The sequence below is a fragment of the Marinobacter gudaonensis genome (assembly GCF_900115175.1).
GTDB lineage: Bacteria > Pseudomonadota > Gammaproteobacteria > Pseudomonadales > Oleiphilaceae > Marinobacter > Marinobacter gudaonensis.
Genome location: NZ_FOYV01000004.1, coordinates 156,011 through 177,260 on the forward strand (window position 1 = coordinate 156,011; position 21,250 = coordinate 177,260).

At 60.6% G+C, this 21,250-nt stretch carries 22 protein-coding genes; 17 read left to right on the top strand and 5 right to left on the bottom strand.

Features of this window, described 5'->3' with window-relative positions; all coding sequences use genetic code 11:
• Positions 1-42 precede the first annotated feature (42 nt).
• Genes ribBA through BM344_RS16640 form a run of 5 tightly spaced genes read left to right on the top strand, consistent with a single transcriptional unit; the run spans position 43 to position 3,642 of the window.
• Entirely contained in the window at positions 43-1,158 is a 1,116-nt protein-coding gene (ribBA, locus tag BM344_RS16620) for a bifunctional 3,4-dihydroxy-2-butanone-4-phosphate synthase/GTP cyclohydrolase II (RefSeq protein ID WP_091992302.1), read from the top strand.
• A gap of 47 nt (positions 1,159-1,205) precedes the next feature.
• On the top strand, positions 1,206-1,682 hold the full coding sequence (gene ribH, locus BM344_RS16625; protein WP_091992303.1) for a 6,7-dimethyl-8-ribityllumazine synthase: 477 nt from the start codon (positions 1,206-1,208) through the stop codon (positions 1,680-1,682).
• Entirely contained in the window at positions 1,682-2,158 is a 477-nt protein-coding gene (nusB, locus tag BM344_RS16630) for a transcription antitermination factor NusB (protein ID WP_091992304.1), read from the top strand. The genes ribH and nusB overlap by 1 nt, the downstream gene beginning before the upstream one ends.
• 3 nt (positions 2,159-2,161) lie before the next feature.
• Positions 2,162-3,118 carry a thiamine-phosphate kinase gene (gene thiL, locus BM344_RS16635; RefSeq protein ID WP_091992305.1) on the top strand — a complete coding sequence of 319 codons (957 nt, stop codon included), beginning with the start codon at positions 2,162-2,164 and terminating at the stop codon, positions 3,116-3,118.
• Entirely contained in the window at positions 3,115-3,642 is a 528-nt protein-coding gene (locus tag BM344_RS16640) for a phosphatidylglycerophosphatase A family protein (RefSeq protein ID WP_091992306.1), read from the top strand. The genes thiL and BM344_RS16640 overlap by 4 nt, the downstream gene beginning before the upstream one ends.
• 21 nt (positions 3,643-3,663) lie before the next feature.
• Here the strand turns inward: BM344_RS16640 and BM344_RS17695 are convergent, their stop codons facing one another.
• A complete protein-coding gene (locus BM344_RS17695; protein WP_322853422.1) occupies positions 3,664-3,921 on the bottom strand; it encodes a DUF6316 family protein in 258 nt (85 codons plus the stop codon).
• 213 nt (positions 3,922-4,134) lie between these two features.
• On the opposite strand from BM344_RS17695, the gene BM344_RS16650 reads away from it, so the two are divergent.
• Positions 4,135-4,839, top strand: coding sequence for a DUF2057 family protein (locus BM344_RS16650; protein WP_091992308.1), 705 nt, complete (start codon positions 4,135-4,137; stop codon positions 4,837-4,839).
• 28 nt (positions 4,840-4,867) lie between these two features.
• Here the strand turns inward: BM344_RS16650 and BM344_RS16655 are convergent, their stop codons facing one another.
• Positions 4,868-6,397 (bottom strand): wax ester/triacylglycerol synthase family O-acyltransferase, encoded by a 1,530-nt coding sequence (locus BM344_RS16655; RefSeq protein WP_091992309.1) that lies wholly within the window; start codon positions 6,395-6,397, stop codon positions 4,868-4,870.
• Between the two features lie 116 nt (positions 6,398-6,513).
• Positions 6,514-7,425 carry a LysR substrate-binding domain-containing protein gene (locus tag BM344_RS16660; protein ID WP_091992310.1) on the bottom strand — a complete coding sequence of 304 codons (912 nt, stop codon included), beginning with the start codon at positions 7,423-7,425 and terminating at the stop codon, positions 6,514-6,516.
• 280 nt (positions 7,426-7,705) lie between these two features.
• Between BM344_RS16660 and BM344_RS16665 the strand changes: the two genes are divergently transcribed.
• The gene (locus BM344_RS16665; protein ID WP_091992311.1) at positions 7,706-8,692 is read left to right on the top strand and encodes a glutathione S-transferase family protein; all 987 of its coding nucleotides are present in this window, start codon (positions 7,706-7,708) and stop codon (positions 8,690-8,692) included.
• Between the two features lie 52 nt (positions 8,693-8,744).
• Here BM344_RS16665 and ispB read toward each other — a convergent pair whose 3' ends face one another.
• A complete protein-coding gene (gene ispB / locus BM344_RS16670) occupies positions 8,745-9,713 on the bottom strand; it encodes an octaprenyl diphosphate synthase (protein ID WP_091992312.1) in 969 nt (322 codons plus the stop codon).
• 265 nt (positions 9,714-9,978) lie between these two features.
• Here ispB and rplU point away from each other — a divergent pair, with 265 nt between their 5' ends.
• The 4 genes from rplU (at position 9,979) to proB (ending at position 13,077) form a co-directional block, all read left to right on the top strand.
• Positions 9,979-10,290 carry a 50S ribosomal protein L21 gene (gene rplU / locus BM344_RS16675; RefSeq protein WP_091992313.1) on the top strand — a complete coding sequence of 104 codons (312 nt, stop codon included), beginning with the start codon at positions 9,979-9,981 and terminating at the stop codon, positions 10,288-10,290.
• 36 nt (positions 10,291-10,326) lie between these two features.
• Positions 10,327-10,587, top strand: coding sequence for a 50S ribosomal protein L27 (rpmA, locus tag BM344_RS16680; RefSeq protein WP_008170742.1), 261 nt, complete (start codon positions 10,327-10,329; stop codon positions 10,585-10,587).
• A 144-nt stretch (positions 10,588-10,731) separates the two neighbouring features.
• On the top strand, positions 10,732-11,925 hold the full coding sequence (gene cgtA / locus BM344_RS16685) for an Obg family GTPase CgtA (protein WP_091992314.1): 1,194 nt from the start codon (positions 10,732-10,734) through the stop codon (positions 11,923-11,925).
• A gap of 27 nt (positions 11,926-11,952) precedes the next feature.
• A complete protein-coding gene (proB, locus tag BM344_RS16690) occupies positions 11,953-13,077 on the top strand; it encodes a glutamate 5-kinase (RefSeq protein WP_091992315.1) in 1,125 nt (374 codons plus the stop codon).
• An 82-nt stretch (positions 13,078-13,159) separates the two neighbouring features.
• Here proB and rpsT read toward each other — a convergent pair whose 3' ends face one another.
• Positions 13,160-13,429 carry a 30S ribosomal protein S20 gene (rpsT, locus tag BM344_RS16695; protein ID WP_091992316.1) on the bottom strand — a complete coding sequence of 90 codons (270 nt, stop codon included), beginning with the start codon at positions 13,427-13,429 and terminating at the stop codon, positions 13,160-13,162.
• 260 nt (positions 13,430-13,689) lie between these two features.
• Between rpsT and murJ the strand changes: the two genes are divergently transcribed.
• The 6 genes from murJ to ispH all read left to right on the top strand — a co-directional run bounded on the left by murJ (position 13,690) and on the right by ispH (position 21,192).
• A complete protein-coding gene (gene murJ / locus BM344_RS16700; protein WP_091992317.1) occupies positions 13,690-15,270 on the top strand; it encodes a murein biosynthesis integral membrane protein MurJ in 1,581 nt (526 codons plus the stop codon).
• 80 nt (positions 15,271-15,350) lie between these two features.
• Positions 15,351-16,322, top strand: coding sequence for a bifunctional riboflavin kinase/FAD synthetase (ribF, locus tag BM344_RS16705; protein WP_091992318.1), 972 nt, complete (start codon positions 15,351-15,353; stop codon positions 16,320-16,322).
• A 95-nt stretch (positions 16,323-16,417) separates the two neighbouring features.
• Complete coding sequence (gene ileS / locus BM344_RS16710; RefSeq protein WP_091992319.1) at positions 16,418-19,237, top strand: isoleucine--tRNA ligase; 2,820 nt, start codon at positions 16,418-16,420, stop codon at positions 19,235-19,237.
• On the top strand, positions 19,237-19,758 hold the full coding sequence (lspA, locus tag BM344_RS16715) for a signal peptidase II (RefSeq protein ID WP_091992320.1): 522 nt from the start codon (positions 19,237-19,239) through the stop codon (positions 19,756-19,758). The genes ileS and lspA overlap by 1 nt, the downstream gene beginning before the upstream one ends.
• A 9-nt stretch (positions 19,759-19,767) precedes the next feature.
• Complete coding sequence (gene fkpB, locus BM344_RS16720; protein ID WP_091992321.1) at positions 19,768-20,220, top strand: FKBP-type peptidyl-prolyl cis-trans isomerase; 453 nt, start codon at positions 19,768-19,770, stop codon at positions 20,218-20,220.
• Positions 20,221-20,238: 18 nt separating this feature from the next.
• Positions 20,239-21,192, top strand: a complete 954-nt coding sequence (gene ispH / locus BM344_RS16725) for a 4-hydroxy-3-methylbut-2-enyl diphosphate reductase (RefSeq protein WP_091992322.1) — start codon at positions 20,239-20,241, stop codon at positions 21,190-21,192.
• Positions 21,193-21,250 lie beyond the last annotated feature (58 nt).

Below are 21,250 nucleotides of genomic sequence, written 5' to 3' on the forward strand. Positions count from 1 at the left end.
GGGTGTTCCGTGTGCCGGAACGCCGCAAAGGTGCAAAACCCCATGGCACTGAACAGCATTGAAGAGATCATTGAAGATATCCGTCAGGGCAAGATGGTCATCCTGATGGACGACGAAGATCGTGAGAACGAGGGTGATCTGGTGATGGCGGCGGAACACTGTACCGCCGAGGCCATTAACTTCATGGCCCGATTCGGCCGCGGCCTGATCTGCATGCCGATGACCCGTGACCGCTGTGAGCAGCTCGGGCTTCCCCTGATGGTGCAGCAGAATGCGTCCGGCTTTGGCACCAAGTTCACCCTGTCCATCGAGGCGGCCGAAGGTGTGACCACCGGTATTTCCGCGGCCGATCGTGCTCGCACCGTGCAGGCGGCGGTGGCGCGCAACGCCAGGGCCAGCGACCTGGTGCAGCCGGGCCACATTTTTCCTTTGATGTCAGATCCCGGCGGCGTACTGAGCCGGGCTGGCCACACGGAGGCCTCCTGTGATCTGGCGGCCCTGGCCGGATGCGAACCTGCGGGCGTGATCTGCGAGATCATGAACGATGATGGCTCCATGGCGCGCCGTGAGGATCTGGAGCGTTTTGCCCAGGAGCACGGCCTGAAGATTGGCACCATTGCCGACCTGATCCACTACCGCACGATGAACGAGCGCACCGTGGAGTGCGTGGAAGAGAACGAGCTCGACACCGAGTATGGCCTGTTCAATCTGCGTACCTACCGGGACAATATCCAGGGCGCCACTCATCTGGCCATGGTGATGGGCGAGATCACGCCCCACGAGCCAGTCTATGTTCGGGTGCACATCACCGACACCCTGCGGGATTTGCTGGGCGCCCGGCGCAAGGATTCGCGGAGCTGGCCGCTGCACCATGCCCTGGAGAAAGTAGCCGAAGAAGGCAAGGGTGTGGTGGTGCTGCTCAACAGTGCCGAAGACAGCTACAACCTGGAAGACCGTATCCAGGAATTTTTCAACGAAGGTCAGGGGACCACGGGCAAGGGCGGCTCCGGTGTCTATTTTACCGTGGGTACCGGCTCCCAGATCCTGCGGGATCTGGGCGTTGGCAAGATGCGCCTGCTGAGCCCGCCCATCAAGTTCTCCGCCATTTCCGGTTTCGACCTGGAAGTGGTTGAATACGTGCCCTATACCCCTGAATGACGAACCCGGTGACGGCCTTGGGGCAGTCACCCGTGAAGGAGCCATCGATGGCAGATATCCGAGTAATTGAAGGTGATTTTACCGAGTGTGCCGGCCGCTACGCCCTGGTGGTGGGCCGGTTTAACGGTTTTGTGGTCGAGAGCCTCGTTGACGGCGCATTGGATACCTTGCGCCGCCACGGCATTTCCAGTGACGACATCACGATCGTGCGTGTGCCCGGGGCTTACGAAATGCCGCTGGCCGTCAAACGGGTTGCGGAAACCGGCGAATACGACGCGATCATTGCGCTGGGTGCGGTGATTCGAGGCGGAACGCCCCATTTTGACTACGTTGCTGGTGAGGCCTCCAGCGGCCTGGGCGCTGTCAGCCTGGATACCAATGTACCAGTCACCTTTGGTGTGCTGACTGTGGACTCCATCGAACAGGCGATCGAGCGCTCCGGAACCAAGGCCGGCAACAAGGGCGCCGAAGCGGCCATTACTGCCCTGGAAATGGTCAGCCTGTTCAGGAAACTGGGTGAGTAATGAGCGAATCTGAAGAGACGTCACCGAAGCCGGCCGCCTCGGGCCAGCCCAAGGCCGGTGACCGCCGTCGCGCGCGAGCGCTGGCGATGCAGGGGCTGTATCAGCGCCATTTCAGCAAGACCGCGATCTCGGACATCGAGGCCGAGTTTATGGTGGACAATGACATGTCCAAGGTGGACCTTTTGTATTTCCGGGATCTGCTGCGCGGCGTCCACCGGGAACAGGGCGAACTCGACAAGCTGATTGAGCCTTTCCTGGATCGCCCCATCAAGGAAGTGGACCCGGTGGAGCTCGCCATCGTGCGGCTTGGGGCCTACGAACTCAAGCACCGCCTGGATGTGCCCTACAAGGTGGTAATCAATGAGGGGATTGAAATGGCGAAGCGCTTTGGCGGTACCGAGGGGCACAAGTTCGTCAACAGTATTCTCGACAAGTTGAGCGGTCGGCTGCGTCTGGCCGAGACCCGCTCCCGCTGACCCATGGGGGAGTTTGACCTGATCCGGCGGTACTTCCTGCCGCTGGCCTCCAGGCAGCAAGGCTCCTCGCTGGTGATGGGGCCGGGCGATGACTGTGCCATTCAGCGGTTGCCTGCCGGCCAGGATCTGGTCTTTTCCATTGATACCCTGGTTGAAGGGGTGCATTTCCCCCACCGTTATCACCCGGACTACCTTGGCTGGCGGTCGCTGGCGGTTGCTGCCAGCGACCTGGCTGCAATGGGGGCGCAGCCGGAATGCTTTACACTGGCGTTGACCTTGCCGAAGGCCGATGAAGACTGGCTCGAAGGTTTTGCCCGGGGCCTGGCCGAGGCAGCGCAGGCGTTCGGGCTCGCTCTGGCGGGAGGTGATACCACCGCTGGACCGCTGACCCTGACCCTGCAGGTGCACGGCACCGTCTCCCGAGGCAACGCCATCTGTCGAAATGGCGCCCGGCCCGGCGATCTGGTGGCGGTCTCCGGCACCCTGGGCGATGCCGGTGCGGCCCTGGCGTACCTGTCAGAAACTGAGCCGTCGGCCGATGCCGCGGCGGTGCTTGAGCGCTATCACCGGCCGCAACCAAGACTTCAGCTCGGCGTGGCCGCAGCCCCGTTCGCCAGTGCAGGCATTGATATCTCCGATGGCTTGCTGGCTGACCTTGGTCACATTCTGGAGGCATCAGAAGTTGGGGCGAGACTCGAATCCGGTTCGCTGCCGCTTTCGCCGGCCCTGGTACGACTGACCGGAGAGCGGGCGCCGGAGCTGGCCTTGCGGGCCGGCGATGACTACGAGCTTTGCCTGACTTTCCCGCCCGAGCGCTGGGAAAGTGCCCCTGAGGCACTCAGGCGGCAGCTTACGGTGATCGGAACCATCGAAGCTGCCCCGGGGCTTTACCTGGATGGCACCGACTGTGGACCCTCAGGCCCGGATGCCGGATTCGATCATTTCAGGAGGCGTCAATGAGTCATTCCAACCAGGCGCCAGAGCAGGACGATCCGCCGCTGATTCTTCCGCCGGGTTTTCTGCGTAATCCGGTGCATCTGCTGGCCTTTGGTCTTGGCAGCGGCGCTACGTCCAGAGCGCCCGGTACCTGGGGCAGCCTTGCCGCCATTCCCCTGTGGTATGGCATTGCCTGGATGCCATCGCTGGCCTACTGGCTGGTGGTTCTGGCGGCCTTCCTAGTCGGTGTCTGGCTGTGCGGAAAGACCGCCGAGGATCTCAAGGTACACGACCACAGTGGCATCGTGTGGGATGAGTTTGTGGGTATGTGGATTGCCCTGGGGCTGTTCCCGGATACGATTTACGGGGTTTTGGGCGCCTTTGCTTTGTTCAGGCTGTTCGACATTGCCAAACCCTGGCCGATTGGCTGGCTCGACAGGCGTCTCCCGGGCGGGCTGGGCATCATGGTGGACGATGTGGTTGCCGGCGCAATGGCCCTGGCCTGCCTCTGGGCAGTGGATTACTGGCTGGTCCCGGTCATGGTCTAGACGCTGACCGGGATCGTTGGCCTAGTGTATCTGCTGCTCTTCGGGCAACAGGCGAACAACATGCAAAAATCGCTTGAGGCCGGTTTCGGCGCGTTCCCGAGAAGCGAAGGGACCACTGTCAAACCCCTCCCGGGTGGTGAAGTACCATTTGCTCCCTACACAGAAAAATCGGCTACTGCGAAAGGGAACCGGCCCTTCTTCTCCGGTCCTGCGTTGGGTATCCATGTTATCTCCTGTGCCCACTTTTCGTTTTTGCTTTTCGGGCGCCGTGTTTGTCATTGCCGATCTGTTTTAAGTTAATCCAAATCGGGCCGAATTCAACATTTTTTTACATTTTTACGAGCCAGGTCTCAGTCGGGATCAAGGCAACGCCAAACGCCGCCATGGACACCACCCGTCTCGGTGTCTTGCCCTTGTCAAACGCAGTCGTCAGAATGCAACAGCGGCGGTCAACGCCCCGGGCCCTTTCGTTCATGTTTTCAAGGAGAGTCAATGACCATTTCCCAAGTATTCGGTTCGTTCATTCACAGCCTACGGCGACCCAGATCGCACGCCATTGGCAAAAGCGCCGTTTTGCTCCCGTTACTGTTGCTAGTCCTGTCGGGTTGCGCGTCCAGCGTGAGTGTGGTGGAAACCTGGGAGGGCAATCCCGACGCCGCTGCCAATGCGGCCGTTCTCAAAGCGCCCGGAGAGATTGTCGTTACCCGGGTGAATGGTCGGACAATGTCCAACTTTCTGATGGACGACCTGGCCCTGGATTACGCCCTTCTGCCCGGGAAAAATGAGGTGGTTTTTGTTTACAAGACCATCTGGGCCAAGTCGGAGGTGGTTCGCAATGGCGAATCCAAAGTGCACGTAATCGAGAGCAAGCCTCAGGTAGCGCGTTTTGACGCGGCGGCGGGCGAGACCTACGCCTTCGAGTTTGAGAAACCGGACTCCCGCGCCGAAGCGGAGCAGATGTTGCCTCAATTCAGTGCCGCGATCGTTGCTTCGTCAGGGCAGACTGTTGCTACGTCTACAGATTGGGATCCGTCGCAGGCAGCCGCAATGGCCCGGACCCCGTTGCCGGAGTCTGCGCAGGCGTCTGGCTCGGTCGAGATGGGCGAAGATACCACCGCACTGGATCAGCTCAAGGCCATCTGGCAGACCGCGAGCGACGAGGAAAAGAAAGCGTTCCTCCGCTGGGCCTTCGAGTAAAGCCGTTATTTGCGCCGCTTGCGGGCATTCAGGCCCGAAAGCGGCGCATGGCTCTTTTAAGCAGTCCTTCCATTACCGCCATCGCATCATCGGCCAGCGACTGGGTCGCTGTGGCCGGCGCCGGTTCCGCAGCACCTTCCGTACCCAGCCGATGGGCAGCATCTTCAATCGCATCCAGGCTTTCAGCCACATGCGCCTGGAGGGCATCGCCATTGGCCACAACGTCCGGGCAGAGCGTGAAGTTGAGGGTCAGGCGACCTTCGTAACTGACGGCGACAATGACCAGCCCCATGCTGTCGAACAGCGGCGCGGTGTTGTACTGCTGCACGAGTCTCGCCCCCTGCAGATACAGGGGTACCTGAGGACCGGGAACGTTGGTGATCGGCAGGTTGAACAGCGGTCGGTAGCGCTGGGCGATCTGCAGTTCCGAGTAGAGTCGGGCCGAGAGCGCCAGCATGGTTGACGGCAGCAGCTCGGTCAGTCGGTCTGCGGCTATGGCCTCGCGGTAGGGTTCGGAGGCAACCGCGTTCCAGTGAATCCGCCGGATGCGTTGAGCCGGATTGGCCTCGTTGGTAGCCAGATCCAGAAGCATCGCCGACATCTGATTGCCGGTCGCCTTGCGAAGGCTGTTGGAGCGAACCGATATCGGTGTCATGGCAACCAGTGACTTGCCGCTGCCCGCACCTTCACTGATGAGGTAGCGGCGAAGCGTTTCGGCACAGAGCCCCAGCACCACGTCGTTCAACGTGACGTCTCCGAGCGTGGCCTTGATGGTTTTCAGCCGGGACAGTTCAACGCTGGCCGCGACAATCTGCCGGTTGGCGGTGATCTGCCGGTTGAATGGGCTGTGGGGCGCCGAGAACAGAGGCAGTGGCAACGGCAGTTTTCGCAACTGTTTCTGGATAAGGCCGCGGGTCGTGGCCTCGATCGCGTTGGCTGCCAGGGACGTGACCTGCAAGGGAGTGCGCAGGATATTGGCGCCGGCCTGTAGCATCACCCGCTCTTCGGAGGGCCGGGGGCGGGGTGACCAGGGTCTTGGCGGCGTAATCGGTCGCGGCTCGGGGGTGTATTCGAGCAACTTGCCGATGATCTCCTCACCGCTGAAGGCGTCGATGGCCGCATGGTGCAACTTGACGATGAGTGCAAACCCTTCGTTGCCGGTATTGTCCTCGCCCAGACGGAAACCATCCACGAAAGTGATGTGCCAGAGCGGGCGATCTTTTTTCAGGGGTTGTTCCAGTATCCGCGACGCCAGGGTCATCAGGTTGGCCTTCTGCCCGTGTTCGCCCATGTTCACATAGGCCAGATGTCGCTCCAGGCTGAACTCGGTGTCATCAATCCAGTAAGGCCGGCCAAGCCGAAGCGGGATTTCCCTCAGGCGCTGCCGAAACACCGGCACCACGTGGAGGCGGCTGCGAAGATAGGCTACGAAGGTGCTGAAGGCCAATGGCCGGTCGCATTCGCCGGCATCGAAAAGGTAGATGCCACCGATGTGCATCGGTGTGGTTTCCGATTCCAGGTACAGGAACGAGGCATCCAGTTCCGACAGCTGCCGCATCAAAGAGCTCCCTTCGGCGATGAAGTTTGTCGCAGTATAAACGATATGGGGATGGTATCCGTTGACTCAGTCGACCAGTGTGTACATCTGTCGAAGTCATACCATTGGCTGTTATTTCAGTCTCTTAGCCATTCCGAAACGGCCTCTTCGCGCCCGAGCCGTTCCCAGAACCACATCAGCGCCTTGCCCTGGTCTTCGGCGTGCCTCGCCAGATGCAGAGTGATCGGTTGTCTTGAGGCCTGAACCGTCTTGGCCACGAGGGTACCGTCTTTGAGCTGTTGACGGATTCGTGATCTGGGTAGCCAGCCGACCCCGAGGCCTGCCACCTGTACGGCAACCTTCTGGTCGATGTTGGCAACGGTAAGCGTGCGTTGCCGGTGGAATATTCCGGCGTGCCCGGGAGGGAGCGAACGCGAGGTGTCCGCAGCCACGGCCGCAGGATAGCGGGAAATGTCCTCCTCCTGCAGGGGCGTGTCGACGTTCGCCAGAGGATGGTCTGCCGCCACTGCAAATACGAAAGGCATCTCGCCCAGTGCTTTGGTGGTGTAGCTTCCAGCCGGTTTGCTGAGGCTGTCGGCACCAATGATCAGGTCCACCCGCCGGCTTTGCAGGGCATCCCAGGTGCCAGCAAACACTTCCTCGACAATCTGGACATCCACTGGCACCCCGAGCTCATAGAATTCCTTGATGGCTGGAAACAGGCACTCTGCCGGCAGCAGCGAATTGAAGCCGATTCGCAGGCGGGTTTCCCAGCCCTGTGCCACCTGACGGGTGGTGTGGGCGAGGTTTTCTGCGGCTTCGAGCAGGGTGCGCCCCTCTTCCAGCAGGTATCGGCCAGCCGGTGTCAGCCGGGCCCTGTGGCCGGTGCGATCGTAGATGGCCACATTGAGGTCTTCCTCCAGTTTCTGCACGGTGTAGCTGATGGCGGAGGGGACCCGGAAGAGCTCGGATGCGGCGCCGGCGAAGCTGCCTTTTCGATCAATGGCGTCGAGGACTTTGAGGGCGTCTATGGTGATGGCTGTGTGCATGTTCGAATAATCTGAGGTTGTTGGCCAGAAATGCTTGTTTGAGAGGGTAGCAGGGTCGCCGGTATTCTGCTCTTAGTTTCGAATGGCTTCTGGCTTTTGGGGCAGCGGGTGTCGGGCAAGGCCTTCGCAAACACGCCGTGAACCCGTCCCTGGGGGCTCGGCATTGCCATCCCTGGCAATGCACGGTTTGCGAAGGCCTTGCCCGACACCCTCGGCAAACTCCGAGCAGTCTCTCCCAGAGGCCATTGCCGATCATCAGGATTTTTAATCGGAGGACCTCATGGGCCTGTTAATCGACGGCAAATGGCACGACAAGTGGTACGACACCGACAAGACCGGCGGCAAGTTCGAGCGGGAGGCGGCCCGGTTCCGGAACTGGGTGACGGCCGATGGTTCGCCGGGGCCGGACGGTGAGGGTGGCTTCAAGGCCGAGTCTGGCCGTTATCACCTGTATGTGTCCATGGCCTGCCCGTGGGCGCATCGAACGCTGATCTTCCGCAAGTTGAAAGGGCTTGAGCAGCATATTTCCGTGTCGGTGGTGCATCCGGATATGGTCGAGAACGGCTGGGAGTTTCGGCCCGACAGCGAGCAGCACCGGGATCATCTGCATGGCTTGCGCTTTCTGCATGAGCTTTATACCAGGGCGGCCCCGGACTACACCGGTCGGGTGACGGTGCCCACGCTCTGGGACACCCAGAAGCAGACGATTGCCAGTAACGAATCGGCGGAGATCATCCGCATGTTCAACTCGGCGTTCAACGATCTCGACGGCGTGCGGAGCGACCTGGACTTCTACCCGGAAGGACTGCGGGAAGACATTGATGCGGTGAACGCCCGGGTCTACGACACCGTCAATAACGGCGTCTACAAAGCCGGTTTTGCCACTGCACAGGACAAGTACGAAGAAGCCTACGGAGCGCTGTTTGATTCGCTCGACTGGCTGGAGCAACGGTTATCGGGCCAGCGGTACCTGGTCGGTGGCCAGCTGACGGAGGCCGACTGGCGGCTGTTTACCACACTCATCCGTTTCGACGCGGTGTATTTCAGTCATTTCAAATGCAATCGGCAGCGGATTCAGGACTTCCCCGCGCTCTCTGCGTATGTGCGGGATCTGTATCAGGAGCCGGGCGTGGCCGAGACGGTGGACATCGGTCAGATCAAACGCCACTACTACGTGAGCCAGCGCACCATCAACCCGACGCAGATCGTGCCGGTGGGACCGGCGCTGGATTTTGACGCGCCCCATGGGCGTGAGGGGCTGCGGTGAGTTACAGCGCTAAGCAGTGTCGGGTTACGGCTTTGCCTAACCCGACAAACCACTAGCTGACTCGAGCAACCGCAAGCTCAGTCAGCAACACCATGGACTCCTTATGTTCGGAGTCGGGTAGGCTCTCCAGGCAATCAGCGGCCAGCGTTGCCTGTTCCCTGGCCTTGGTCATGGTGTATTCGATGGCACCAGAGCGCTCGACGATGTCCAGAATGCGCGGCAGATCGTCCAGGCCGCCCTTGCGGATCGCCTGGCGAATCAGCTGACGGTCGTCGTCCGTGCCATGGACCATGGCATGGATCAGGGGCAGGGTGGTCTTACCCTCTGCCAGATCGTCCCCGACGTTCTTGCCCATGGCTTCGGCATCACCGCGGTAGTCCAGAACGTCGTCCACCAACTGGAACGCCAGCCCCAGGTGCTTGCCGAAGTCCTTGAGCCCTTGCTCCTGCTCCTGGTTCGCACCGGCAAGAAGGGCTCCGGTGTGGGAGGCGGCTTCAAACAGCATGGCGGTCTTGTTGTGGATGACCTTCATGTACTGTTCTTCGGTGAGATCCGGGTTCTTCACGTTCATCAACTGCATGACCTCGCCCTCGGCGATCACCGCCGTAGCATGGGACAGCACGTCCATGATGCGCAGGCTCTGCAGCTCCACCATCATCTCGAACGCCCGGGCGTAGAGGAAATCACCTACCAGAACACTGGGGGCGTTGCCCCAGCGCGCATTGGCGGTACTGCGGCCCCGGCGCATGTCCGAGGTGTCGACCACGTCGTCGTGAAGCAGGGTGGCGGTGTGCAGGAATTCGATGACCGCGGCCAGCTTCAGATGGTCGTTCCGGTCGTAGCCGGCGGCCTGGCTGGAAAGCAGAACCAGCAAGGGTCTCAGGCGCTTACCGCCGCTTTCAATGATGTACTGGGCAATTTTCTCCACCAGGGGAACATCCGAGGCAAGCCGCTGGATGATCAGATCGTTAACCCGGCTGAAGTCATCGGCCACGGTGTCGTAGATGCGCTGGGCTGTCATGCGGCTTGTGGTTCCCTAATCTGGTGATGTTCTGGTGATGCGCTTATGGTTCGTTCTCGCAAATACCGGTATTAAAGGCAGGTCGCGGCAATGCTAGGTATTGCCGAGATGAGTGTCAACTTGGCTTGTGTTGCGAAGCGTCTTTTCGTACAATCACGCGCCCAACTCATCCCAACCTGCGCTCCCTGCTATAGGGTCGCCAGAGCGCCTCCCTTAGAACCAGGTGGATAAGAGCAGGGATGGGTCAATCGTGGAGAACGAGTGAATGTACGCAGTTATTGTTAGCGGTGGCAAGCAGCACCGTGTTAAAGAAGGCGAAACCCTGAAGCTGGAAAAGCTCGAAGTTGAAACCGGTGGCAACGTTGAGTTCGATCGCGTTCTGCTGATCGCCGATGGCGACAAGGTTCAGGTAGGTGCGCCGGTGGTTGATGGTGCCAAGGTAACCGCAGAAGTGGTCGGCCACGGCCGTCACGACAAGGTTCAGATCATCAAGTTCCGTCGTCGTAAGCATCACATGAAGCGTCAGGGCCACCGTCAGTGGTTCACTGAAGTCAAGATCACGGGTATCAAGGGCTGAGACCCTGGATTTACCCCTTAGAGAAGGAGGCTGGTAATGGCTCATAAAAAGGCAGCAGGTAGTACCCGTAACGGTCGCGATTCCGAGTCGAAACGACTTGGTGTGAAGCGCTTCGGCGGTGAGACTGTTTCTGCAGGCAGCATCATCATTCGTCAGCGTGGCACCCGTTTCCACGCTGGCAGCAACGTTGGCATTGGCAAGGACCACACCCTGTTCGCGAAAGCAGACGGCCAGGTGAAGTTCGAGACCAAAGGCCCGCAGAGCCGCAAGTTCGTGAGCATCGTTCCGGCTGCGTAAGCAGCGGCGATCCGGTTCTGTCGAACCTTGGATGGCGCTGGTATCCTGATAACATCAGGGTGTCAGAGCCATCCGGAGCCCCGCAAAGCTTCCTTGAGGCTGCGGGGCTTTTTAGTTTATGCGCGTGGCGCAAAGGGTTGATCCATGAAGTTCGTAGACGAAGCCACCATCATTGTCGAAGCCGGTAAGGGTGGTCACGGCTGCCTCAGTTTCCGGCGTGAGAAATACGTGCCCAAGGGCGGTCCCGATGGCGGTGACGGCGGCGACGGTGGCTCGGTGTATCTGGAGGCCGATGAGTCGCTCAATACCCTGATCGACTATCGATTCCAGCGCAAACACAAGGCCCAGAACGGCGAGCCCGGCGCCGGCCGCAACTGTACCGGCACTAAGGGTGAGGATCTTGTGCTGCCTGTGCCTGTGGGTACCACGGTGGTGGACATGGACACCCATGAGGTGCTGGGGGATCTGACCCACGTCGGGCAGAGGCTGAAGGTTGCTCAGGGCGGTTTTCATGGCCTGGGTAACACCCGTTTCAAGTCCTCGGTGAACCGCGCGCCGCGCCAGACCACCAAGGGTTCGGAAGGGGAGTTGCGGAACCTCCGGCTGGAATTGAAAGTGCTCGCGGATGTGGGACTTCTGGGAATGCCCAATGCCGGCAAGTCCACGTTCATCCGCTCGGTGTCTGCTGCCCGCCCGAAGGTGGCGGATTACCCGTTCACCACGCTGGTGCCCAACCTGGGCGTAGTGAGTGTGCAGGCGCACCAGAGTTTTGTGATCGCGGACATTCCCGGTCTGATCGAGGGTGCCGCCGAGGGTGCCGGGCTTGGTATCCGATTCCTCAAGCATCTGGTTCGTACCCGGTTGTTGCTGCATCTGGTGGATGTTGCTCCCTACGATGGCTCCTCTCCAGCCGAGGCGGTGCGCGCTATCGCGCACGAGCTGGAAAAGTTCAGTGAAACCCTGGCCAGCCGTCCGCGCTGGCTGGTGCTGAACAAGGTCGACATGGTGGCGGAAGAGGATCGTGAGGCTCATTGCCAGGCGATCATCGACGAGCTCGGCTGGGACGGGCCGGTATTCCGGATCTCGGCCCTGAGCGGCGAGGGCACCAAGGCGCTTTCCCAGGCGGTGATGCGCTGGATTGAGGAGCAGGCCGAAGCCGAGGCCCAGAACCCAGAGGTTGCCGAGCGCGAGGCGGAAAGGCGTCGCCGTATGGACGAAGAGGCCCGGGCGCGGATCGAGGCGGAGCGTCAGGCCCGTCGTGCAGCGCGCGAGGACGATGATGACGACGACTTCGACGACGATGACTACGACGTTGAAGTGGTATACGCCCCCGAGTAGTCGCGTAAGAGGAAGTGTCCACGGATCATGACTGAACGCGTACAGTTGCGCCAGGCCCGACGCCTGGTGATCAAGATTGGCAGTGCCCTGCTGACAGACGATGGCAAGGGCCTGGATGTGGCTGCCCTGGGTTTGTGGGTGGACCAGATTGCCGAACTGGTCGAAGACGGTGTGGAAGTTGTGGTGGTGTCATCGGGCTCCGTGGCCGAGGGTATGAGTCGTCTTGGCTGGACCGTGCGCCCGGAGCAGTTGCATGAACTGCAGGCCGCCGCCGCGGTCGGGCAGATGGGGCTGGTGCAGACCTGGGAGGCGCAGTTCAAGCGCCACGATATCCATACCGCGCAGATTCTGCTGACCCACGATGATTTGTCTGATCGCAAACGCTACCTGAATGGCCGCAGCACGCTGCGGGCCCTGCTCAATTTCGGCGTGGTGCCCATCGTCAATGAAAACGACACGGTGGTGACCGACGAAATCCGGTTTGGCGACAACGATACCCTGGGGGCGCTGGTCGCCAACCTGATTGAGGCCGACGGCCTGATCATTCTCACTGATCAGTTGGGGTTGTTCGACAAGGATCCGCGCAAGCACGCGGATGCCCGCCTGGTCACCGAGCGAAAAGCTGGCGACCACGAGCTGGATGCCATGGCCGGGGGCGGTGCCGGTGTACTTGGTCGCGGCGGCATGCAGACCAAGTTGCGGGCGGCCCGGTTGGCTGCCCGCTCCGGCGCTTTCACGGTGATCGTCGGCGGTCGCATCGAGGGGGTGATCAGCCGGCTCAGGCAGGGCGACGTTATTGGTACCCTGTTGTTACCTGAGCAAGGTAGAATCGCGGCGCGCAAGCAGTGGCTGGCGAGTCATCTGCAGACTCGGGGCAGGCTCACTCTTGATGATGGTGCGGTTAAGGTGCTGTGCCTGGGTGGTCGCAGTCTGCTCCCGGTCGGTGTAAAGGGGGTGGCCGGGCAGTTCCGGCGCGGCGAGATGGTCTCGTGTGTTGACCAGTCCGGTCGTGAGGTTGCCCGGGGGCTGGTAAATTATGACGCGGACGAGGCCCGGGCCATTGCCGGACGCTCCAGTGACCGGATTACCGAGATTCTCGGCTATATGTCCGGCGAGGAGATGATTCACCGGGACAATCTGGTGATTGTGTAGTGGGGCTTTCCGCTGATAAAAGCCGCCCATAAAAAAACCGGCCAGATGGCCGGTTTTTTATTTTCCCGAAAGCGGGCCTGAATCAGGCGCTCTTCAGGGACTTGATCTTGGCGCTCAGGCGGCTCTTGCTGCGAGCGACCTTGTTCTTCGCGAAGATACCCTTGTTCACCATGCTGTCCATGATCGGCTGGGCCTTCTGGAAAGCGGCCTGGGCTTCTTCGTAGTTGCCGGCTTCGATCTTGGACTGAACTTTCTTGATGTAGGTACGAGCCATGGAACGCAGGCTTGCATTGTGCTTGCGGTTCTTCTCGTTCTGACGTGCGCGCTTCTTGGCTTGCGGGGAATTTGCCACCGTAAAACTCCTGAAAATCCTGAATTCGTTGCTGAATGATTCGTTACATCGCGGGCGCGCCAAAACCAGCGCGTCGAAATAAATGACGCGGAACTATGCCGCCCAATCCCCCAAATGTCAAGACCAAAACCCATTTCATGCCCCACGCCGTAAGGCCTGTGCTAAACTCGCCGCTCACCGGATGCGGGCTGAAACGGGAAGCAGGTAATTCCCGAAATACCCGCCAACTTGGATGCACACAATGTCACCCCAGGGCCTGCATGTCCTCGCAATCTGAAACGCCTCCAGAACAGAAACAACTGCCCCGGGCGCCCGGTCTGTTGAGATCCTCTGGCCTGGTGGGAGCGATGACCATGCTCTCCCGGGTGCTCGGGCTGGTTCGGGATATGGTGATCGCCCGGTATTTTGGCGCCGGGGCCGGAGCAGATGCCTTTTTTGTGGCGTTCAAGATTCCGAACTTCCTGCGCCGCCTGTTTGCGGAGGGTGCGTTTTCACAGGCTTTTGTGCCGGTGCTTTCCTCCTACCGGCAGACGCAATCCCTGTCGGAGGTTCAGCGGCTGGTCAATGCGGTGGCCGGGTCTCTGGGGCTGGTCCTGCTGGGGGTGACCCTGGTAGCCATCCTGGGCGCGCCGGTACTGACGGCCATCTTTGCCCCGGGTTTTCTTGATGATGAAGTGAAGTTCGCGCTGACCAGCGACATGCTGCGGATCACCTTTCCCTACCTGTTGCTGATCTCCCTGACGGCCTTTGCCGGAGGCATTCTTAACAGCTACGACCGATTTGCCGTACCGGCGTTTACGCCTGTATTGCTCAATCTTTCAATGATTGCAGCGGCCATCTGGTTGACGCCGCTGATGGCAGAACCGGTCGTGGCGTTGGCCTGGGGTGTTTTTATTGCCGGCGCGCTGCAGTTGTTTTTCCAATTGCCGTTCCTGATGCGACTGGGGCTGATGCCCCGGCCGCGAGTGGATTATCGCCACGAGGGCGTCAGTCGTATCCTCAAGCTGATGGTGCCGGCGCTCTTCGGGGTCTCGGTGAGTCAGATCAACCTTTTGCTCGATACCGTGCTTGCCTCCTTTCTACAGACCGGCAGTGTGTCCTGGCTTTACTACTCGGATCGGCTCTCGGAATTGCCCCTCGGCGTCTTTGGCATCGCCATTGCCACGGTGATCCTGCCCAGTCTGTCCCGGAAACACGCCGCTGCCTCCGCAGATCAGTTCGCCGCCACTCTTGACTGGGCGGTTCGGGCGGTGCTGCTGATTGGCTTGCCGGCGGCGCTGGCGCTGGCTCTGCTGGCGGAGCCGTTGATCGCCACCCTGTTTCACTATGGTGAGGTCACCGACCGCGATGTGGCCATGTCGGCCCAGAGCCTGCGGGCCTATTCGGCGGGTCTGCTTGCCTTCATGTTGATCAAGGTGCTTGCGCCCGGCTTTTTTGCTCGTGAAGACACAAAAACGCCGGTGAAGATTGGCATCATCGCCATGGTGGCCAACATGGTGTTCAATCTGATGCTGGTGTTCCCCCTGGCGCACGCCGGCCTTGCGCTGGCCACCTCGCTGTCGGCCTGGCTCAATGGCTTTCTGCTGTGGCGCGGGTTGCGCAAGGAGGGCGCCTGGCAGAGCCAGCCTGGTTGGCCGCGGTTCCTGCTCCAGATCCTGTTTGCCAACGGTGCCCTGGCGGCGGTTATTCTGTGGCTCAAGCCGCCGGTGGCCGAATGGCTGGCCAATGGCGGCTACCAGCGGGCGGCCGATATGGCGGTTCTGGTGATGGCCGGGGTGTTCGTGTACTTCCTTGTGCTGGCCCTCACCGGGGTTCGGGTAAGACATTTTCGGCACAGGTAAGGTATAATCGCGCGTTTTCTCACCAGCGTTACCGACGGGAGTGCGCTGAAAGCTAGCTGGCAATTGAAGGTTCGCATTACATGCGTCTGATCCGGGGCCTGACCAACCTGAAAGCGCTGTCGCAGCGGGGGGATTCCCCTCTCGGGCGTGGCTGCGTTGCCACCATCGGCAATTTTGATGGCGTTCATCTCGGCCATAAAACCATCATTGATCAGGTCATCAGCAAGGCCGAGGCTCTTGGCGTGCCTTCGGTGGTGATGGTCTTCGAGCCCCAGCCACGGGAATTCTTCCAGGGCAGCGAGGCGCCGCCACGGCTGATGAACTTTCGCCAGAAATTCGAGTCCCTGCTCGCCGAGGGTGTGGATATTGTGTTGTGCCTGCGCTTTAACCAGGCGTTTCGCAGTTATTCTGCCATGGGCTTTGTGGAGGATGTTCTGATTCAGGGACTGGGAGTCCGGCACCTGGTGGTGGGGGATGATTTCCGGTTTGGTTGCGACCGCGCCGGGGATTTCAACCTGTTGCAGGAGGTCGGTAGCGCCCGCGGTTTTTCGGTGGAGAACACGCGCACGGTCACCGTGGCCGGCGAACGGGTCAGCAGCACCCGGGTGCGTGAACTGCTGACCGTGAATGGCCTGGAGCAGGCCGAAGCGCTGCTGGGCCACCCTTACCGGATCAGAGGGCGCGTGGTGTATGGCCGCCAGTTGGGTCGCCAGATCGGTGCGCCCACCGCCAACATCCTGCTGCACCGGACGGCGCCCCTGAGGGGCGTCTATGTTGTCTCGGCCGCTCTGGATGACGGCTCACGATACGATGGGGTGGCCAACATCGGCTTGCGTCCGACGGTGGACGGCAAACAGCCGTCACTGGAAGTGCACCTGTTTGACTTTGCTGGCACACTTTATGGCCAGCACCTTGAAGTGGTCTTCCGCCACGGGCTGCGGGATGAGGAAAAGTTTGAATCCGTAGACCAGTTGAAAGACCAGATTGCCCGCGATTTCGAAGACGCCCGTGCCTGGATCGCCGAACACGGCTCGGAGAAAAGTACGGATTGAATCGCCGTACAGCGCCCCAACGATGGTAAGCGCGCGCCGATATACGCATGACTGACCAACACTGACCAAGACCCGGAAGAGTACGCACACAGACCATGAGCGACTACAAGCACACCCTGAATCTGCCGGAAACCGCCTTCCCGATGCGCGGCAACCTGGCCAAGCGCGAGCCGGAAATGCTCAAGCGCTGGCAGGATCTCGACGTCTACGGCAACCTGCGCAAGCAGCGCGAGGGGCGGGACAAGTTCATTCTTCACGATGGCCCTCCCTACGCCAACGGCAGCATTCATATCGGTCATGCGGTCAACAAGATCCTCAAGGACATGATCGTCAAGTCCCGCAGCTTCATGGGCTATGACGCGCCCTATGTGCCGGGCTGGGACTGCCATGGTCTGCCGATTGAGCACAAGGTTGAGCAGGAAATTGGCAAGGCCGGTGTGAAGGTGGATTACAAGACGTTCCGCCAGGCGTGCCGTGACTATGCCACCAAGCAGATTGCCGGGCAGAAGGACGACTTCATCCGTCTGGGCGTGATGGGCGAATGGGACAAACCCTACCTGACCATGGACCCGAAGGTAGAAGCGGGCATCGTGCGTGCGCTGGGCAAGATCGTCGCCCGGGGCCACCTGGTGCGTGGTTACAAGCCGGTTTACTGGAGTGTGGTGGGGCAGTCCGCCCTGGCAGAGGCCGAGGTGGAATACCAGGACAAGACCTCCACCCAGATTGACGTGCGTTTTACGGCAGTCGATCAGGCGAAGGCGCTGTCGGTGTTCGGCACCGATAAAGGTGAGGGCAATGTTTCAGTCGTGATCTGGACCACCACACCGTGGACCATCCCGGCGAACCAGGCCGTTTCGCTGAACGCGGATTTGAACTACGCCCTGGTGCAGACCGACGTCGGTCACGGACCCGAGCGTATGATCCTGGCGGCCGATATGGTGGACGGCATCATGGCGCGCTGGCAGGTCGAGAAGTTCGAAGTCCTGGCCACCTGCGCCGGCTCCGATCTGGAACACCTGGTACTTCAGCACCCTATCTACGACAAGCAGGTGCCGGTGATTCTGGGCGACCACGTGTCGACCGACGCCGGTACCGGTGCCGTTCATACCGCGCCGGATCACGGTATGGAAGACTTCGAGGTGGGCAAGGCCTACCACATTGGCACCCTGAATCTGGTGCAGGCCGATGGCACTTACACCTCGGCCGCCGGCGAGCTGGCGGGTGTGCACGTGTACAAGGCCGACGAGCCGGTGTGCAGTGCCCTTGAGCGCGAGGGCAAGCTGGTTCGCTCGGAAAAGTTCCGTCACAGCTACCCCCATTGCTGGCGGACCAAGACACCGCTGATTTACCGGGCCACGCCGCAATGGTTCATCAGCATGGACAAGGAAAACCTGCGGGCCGATGCCCTGGAAGCCATCAAGGGCGTGCGCTGGGTGCCGTCCTGGGGCCAGAACCGCATCGAGGCCATGTTCAACCAGTCGCCGGATTGGTGCATCTCCCGTCAGCGGACCTGGGGCGTACCCATTACCCTGTTCATCCATAAGGAAACCCAGGAGCTGCACCCGGACACCCAGAACCTGATCGAGAAGGTGGCCCAGCAGATCGAGGAAGGCGGCATTGACGCCTGGTACGACCTGGATGCTTCGGCGCTGCTGGGCAGCGATGCCGAGCAGTACGAAAAGGTTATGGATACGCTGGACGTCTGGTTTGACTCGGGCGTCACCCACGAATCAGTGCTTCGGGTCCGTGAAGAGCTGGGTCAGTTCCCGGCCGACATGTACCTTGAGGGATCCGACCAGCATCGGGGCTGGTTCCAGTCGTCCCTGAAGACCTCCATCGCGATGAACGGCGTGGCACCGTACAAGCAGGTGCTGACCCACGGCTTTACCGTGGACGGCAAGGGCCACAAGATGTCCAAGTCTCTGGGCAACGTGATCGCGCCCCAGGAAGTCATGAACGAGCTGGGTGCGGACATCCTGCGCCTGTGGGTGGCCGCCACTGATTACAGCGGTGAGATGACCGTGTCCAAGGACATCCTGCGCCAGACCGCCGATGGCTATCGTCGTATTCGCAATACCGCCCGCTTCCTGCTGAGCAACCTGACCGGGTTCGAGCCGGAGCAGCATATGGTGGCGCCGGAGGACATGATTGCCCTGGACCGCTGGATGGTTGACCGGGCGCTGCAGTTGCAGCAGGAGCTTCACGAGGACTACGGCAACTATGCTTTCCTGCGGATCTACCAGAAGGTCTATAACTTCTGCGAAGCGACACTGGGGGGCTTCTACCTCGACATCATCAAGGACCGGCAGTACACCACCCAGGCCGACAGTCTGGCGCGGCGCTCGTGCCAGACCGCCCTGTACCACGTTGCCGAAGCGCTGGTGCGCTGGATTGCCCCGATTCTGAGCTTCACCGCGGATGAAATCTGGCAGCATCTGCCCGGCCAGCGCAGCGACACCGTCTTCTACGAAACCTGGTACGAGGGCCTGACCGCTCTGCCGGAAAACGCTGAGCTGGGTCGCGAGTACTGGCGTGAGATCTACAGTGTCAAGGAAGCGGTGAACAAATGCCTGGAAGAGGCCCGGGCGCGGGGCGAAATCAAGGGCTCCCTGAGCGCAGAAGTGACCCTGTACTGCGAAGGCGACCTTGCCGCCGACCTGAAGCACCTCGGTGAAGAACTGCGGTTTGTGCTGATTACATCCGAGGCCGCCGTCAAGCCGGTTTCTGAAGCCGGAGACGCGGAGATGACGGCCCACGAAGGGCTGCGTGTGAAGGTGACCCCGGCTGCCCACAGCAAGTGCGAGCGCTGCTGGCACCATCGGGAGGATGTCGGCCGGAACGCCAAGTACGAGGACCTCTGCGGTCGCTGCGTCACCAATGTGGAAGGGCCCGGCGAAGCCCGCGCTTACGCCTGATGGACGCGGCCATGACGGAAAATGTCACCGGTAGCAAGTTGAAGTGGCTTTGGCTGGCCGTAGCGGTGATCGCCCTGGACCTCGGTACCAAGGCGATGGCAACCGCCATGCTGAGCTACGGCGACCCGGTGCCGGTCATCCCCATGTTCAACCTGACGCTGCTCCATAACACCGGAGCAGCCTTCAGCTTTCTTGCCGATGCCGCTGGGTGGCAGCGCTGGTTTTTCGTTACCCTGGCCCTGGTGGTCAGTGTGGTTCTTATCTACTGGCTGAAAAACCTCCAGAAACACGAAACCTGGACCGCCGTCGCCATCGTACTGATACTCGGCGGTGCCCTGGGTAATGTCTACGATCGCGTGGTACACGGTTACGTGGTCGATTTCCTGCACCTTTACTGGCAGGACTGGCATTTCCCCGCCTTCAACCTGGCCGATACCGCGATCACCATCGGTGCCGGCATGATGATTCTCGATATCTTCCGCAAACCCGCCGATACCGGCGGGAATGCAGAAAAGGAGTGACTGGCTTTTATGAACGAGCTGCCGATTGATAAAGGCACCCGGGTAACCCTGCATTTTGCGCTGAAGTTTCCCGATGGCGAGGTAATCGACTCCACCTTCGAAAAGGCCCCTGCCACACTCGAAATCGGCGACGACAACCTGCCGGAAAATTTCGAAGCCTACCTGATGGGCATGAAAGCCGGAGACCGGGAAAGCTACGAAGTGCCACCGGAGAAAGCCTTCGGTCAGCACAACCCCAACAACGTGCAAACCTTCAAGCGCCACGAGTTCAGTGCCGACATGGTGCTGGAACCCGGCGTTATGATTTCATTCGCCGACGCGCGCCAGAGCGAGTTGCCGGGGGTTGTCAGCCGGGTAGAGGGTGATGAAGTCGAGGTGGATTTCAATCACCCCCTGGCAGGGCGTACACTGACATTTGAAGTGGAAATCATTGATGTGGAGCCGGTTGGACCGGCCCACTGAGCAGGGTAGAAGGGTATTATGCAGATCCGTCTCGCCAACCCCCGGGGTTTTTGTGCTGGTGTGGACCGCGCCATTGAAATTGTAAACCGGGCCCTGGATGTGTTCGGTGCGCCGATCTACGTCAGGCACGAGGTCGTTCACAACAAATTTGTGGTTGATAACCTCCGCAATCGGGGCGCCGTTTTCGTGGACGAGCTCGATGAAGTGCCCGACGGCAAGCTGGTTATATTCAGCGCCCACGGTGTGTCCCAGGCGGTCCAGAACGAAGCGGCCCGCCGCGGCCTGAAAGTCTTCGACGCCACCTGCCCGCTGGTGACCAAAGTGCATCTGGAAGTCATGCGCTACAGTCGCGATGGACGTGAGTGCATCCTCATCGGGCACCATGGCCACCCGGAAGTGGAAGGCACCATGGGCCAGTACGACCACAGCAATGGAGGCGATATCTACCTGGTGGAAGACGAAGCCGACGTTGCCAACCTCGAAGTGAAAGACCCTGCAAAGCTGTCCTACGTAACCCAGACCACCCTGTCCATGGACGACACTGCCCGGGTTATCGATGCCCTGCGCGCCAAATTCCCGGAGATCCAGGGTCCGCGCAAGGACGACATTTGCTACGCCACCCAGAACCGTCAGGACGCCGTTAAACAGCTGGCCGGCGACTGCGACCTGATGCTGGTGGTGGGCTCTCCCAACAGCTCCAACTCCAACCGCCTGCGCGAGCTGGCGGAGCGCATGGGAACCCCCGCTTACCTGATCGATGAGGCGGCACAGATTGACCCGGCCTGGCTGGATGGCAAGCAGGCCATCGGCGTTACGGCCGGTGCTTCGGCGCCCGAAGTGCTGGTGAGTGATGTGATTGCCCGGCTCCGGGAGCTTGGTGGGAGTGTGCCGGAGGAAGTTGCCGGGCGAGAGGAGAATATTGTGTTTTCAATGCCGAAGGAGCTCCGCATCGACGCCGTTGAAATAAACTGAGCTGGCAGCCTCCCTTTCGTATCTCTCGGGGGTACCGTTAGATCGGTACCCTCTTGCG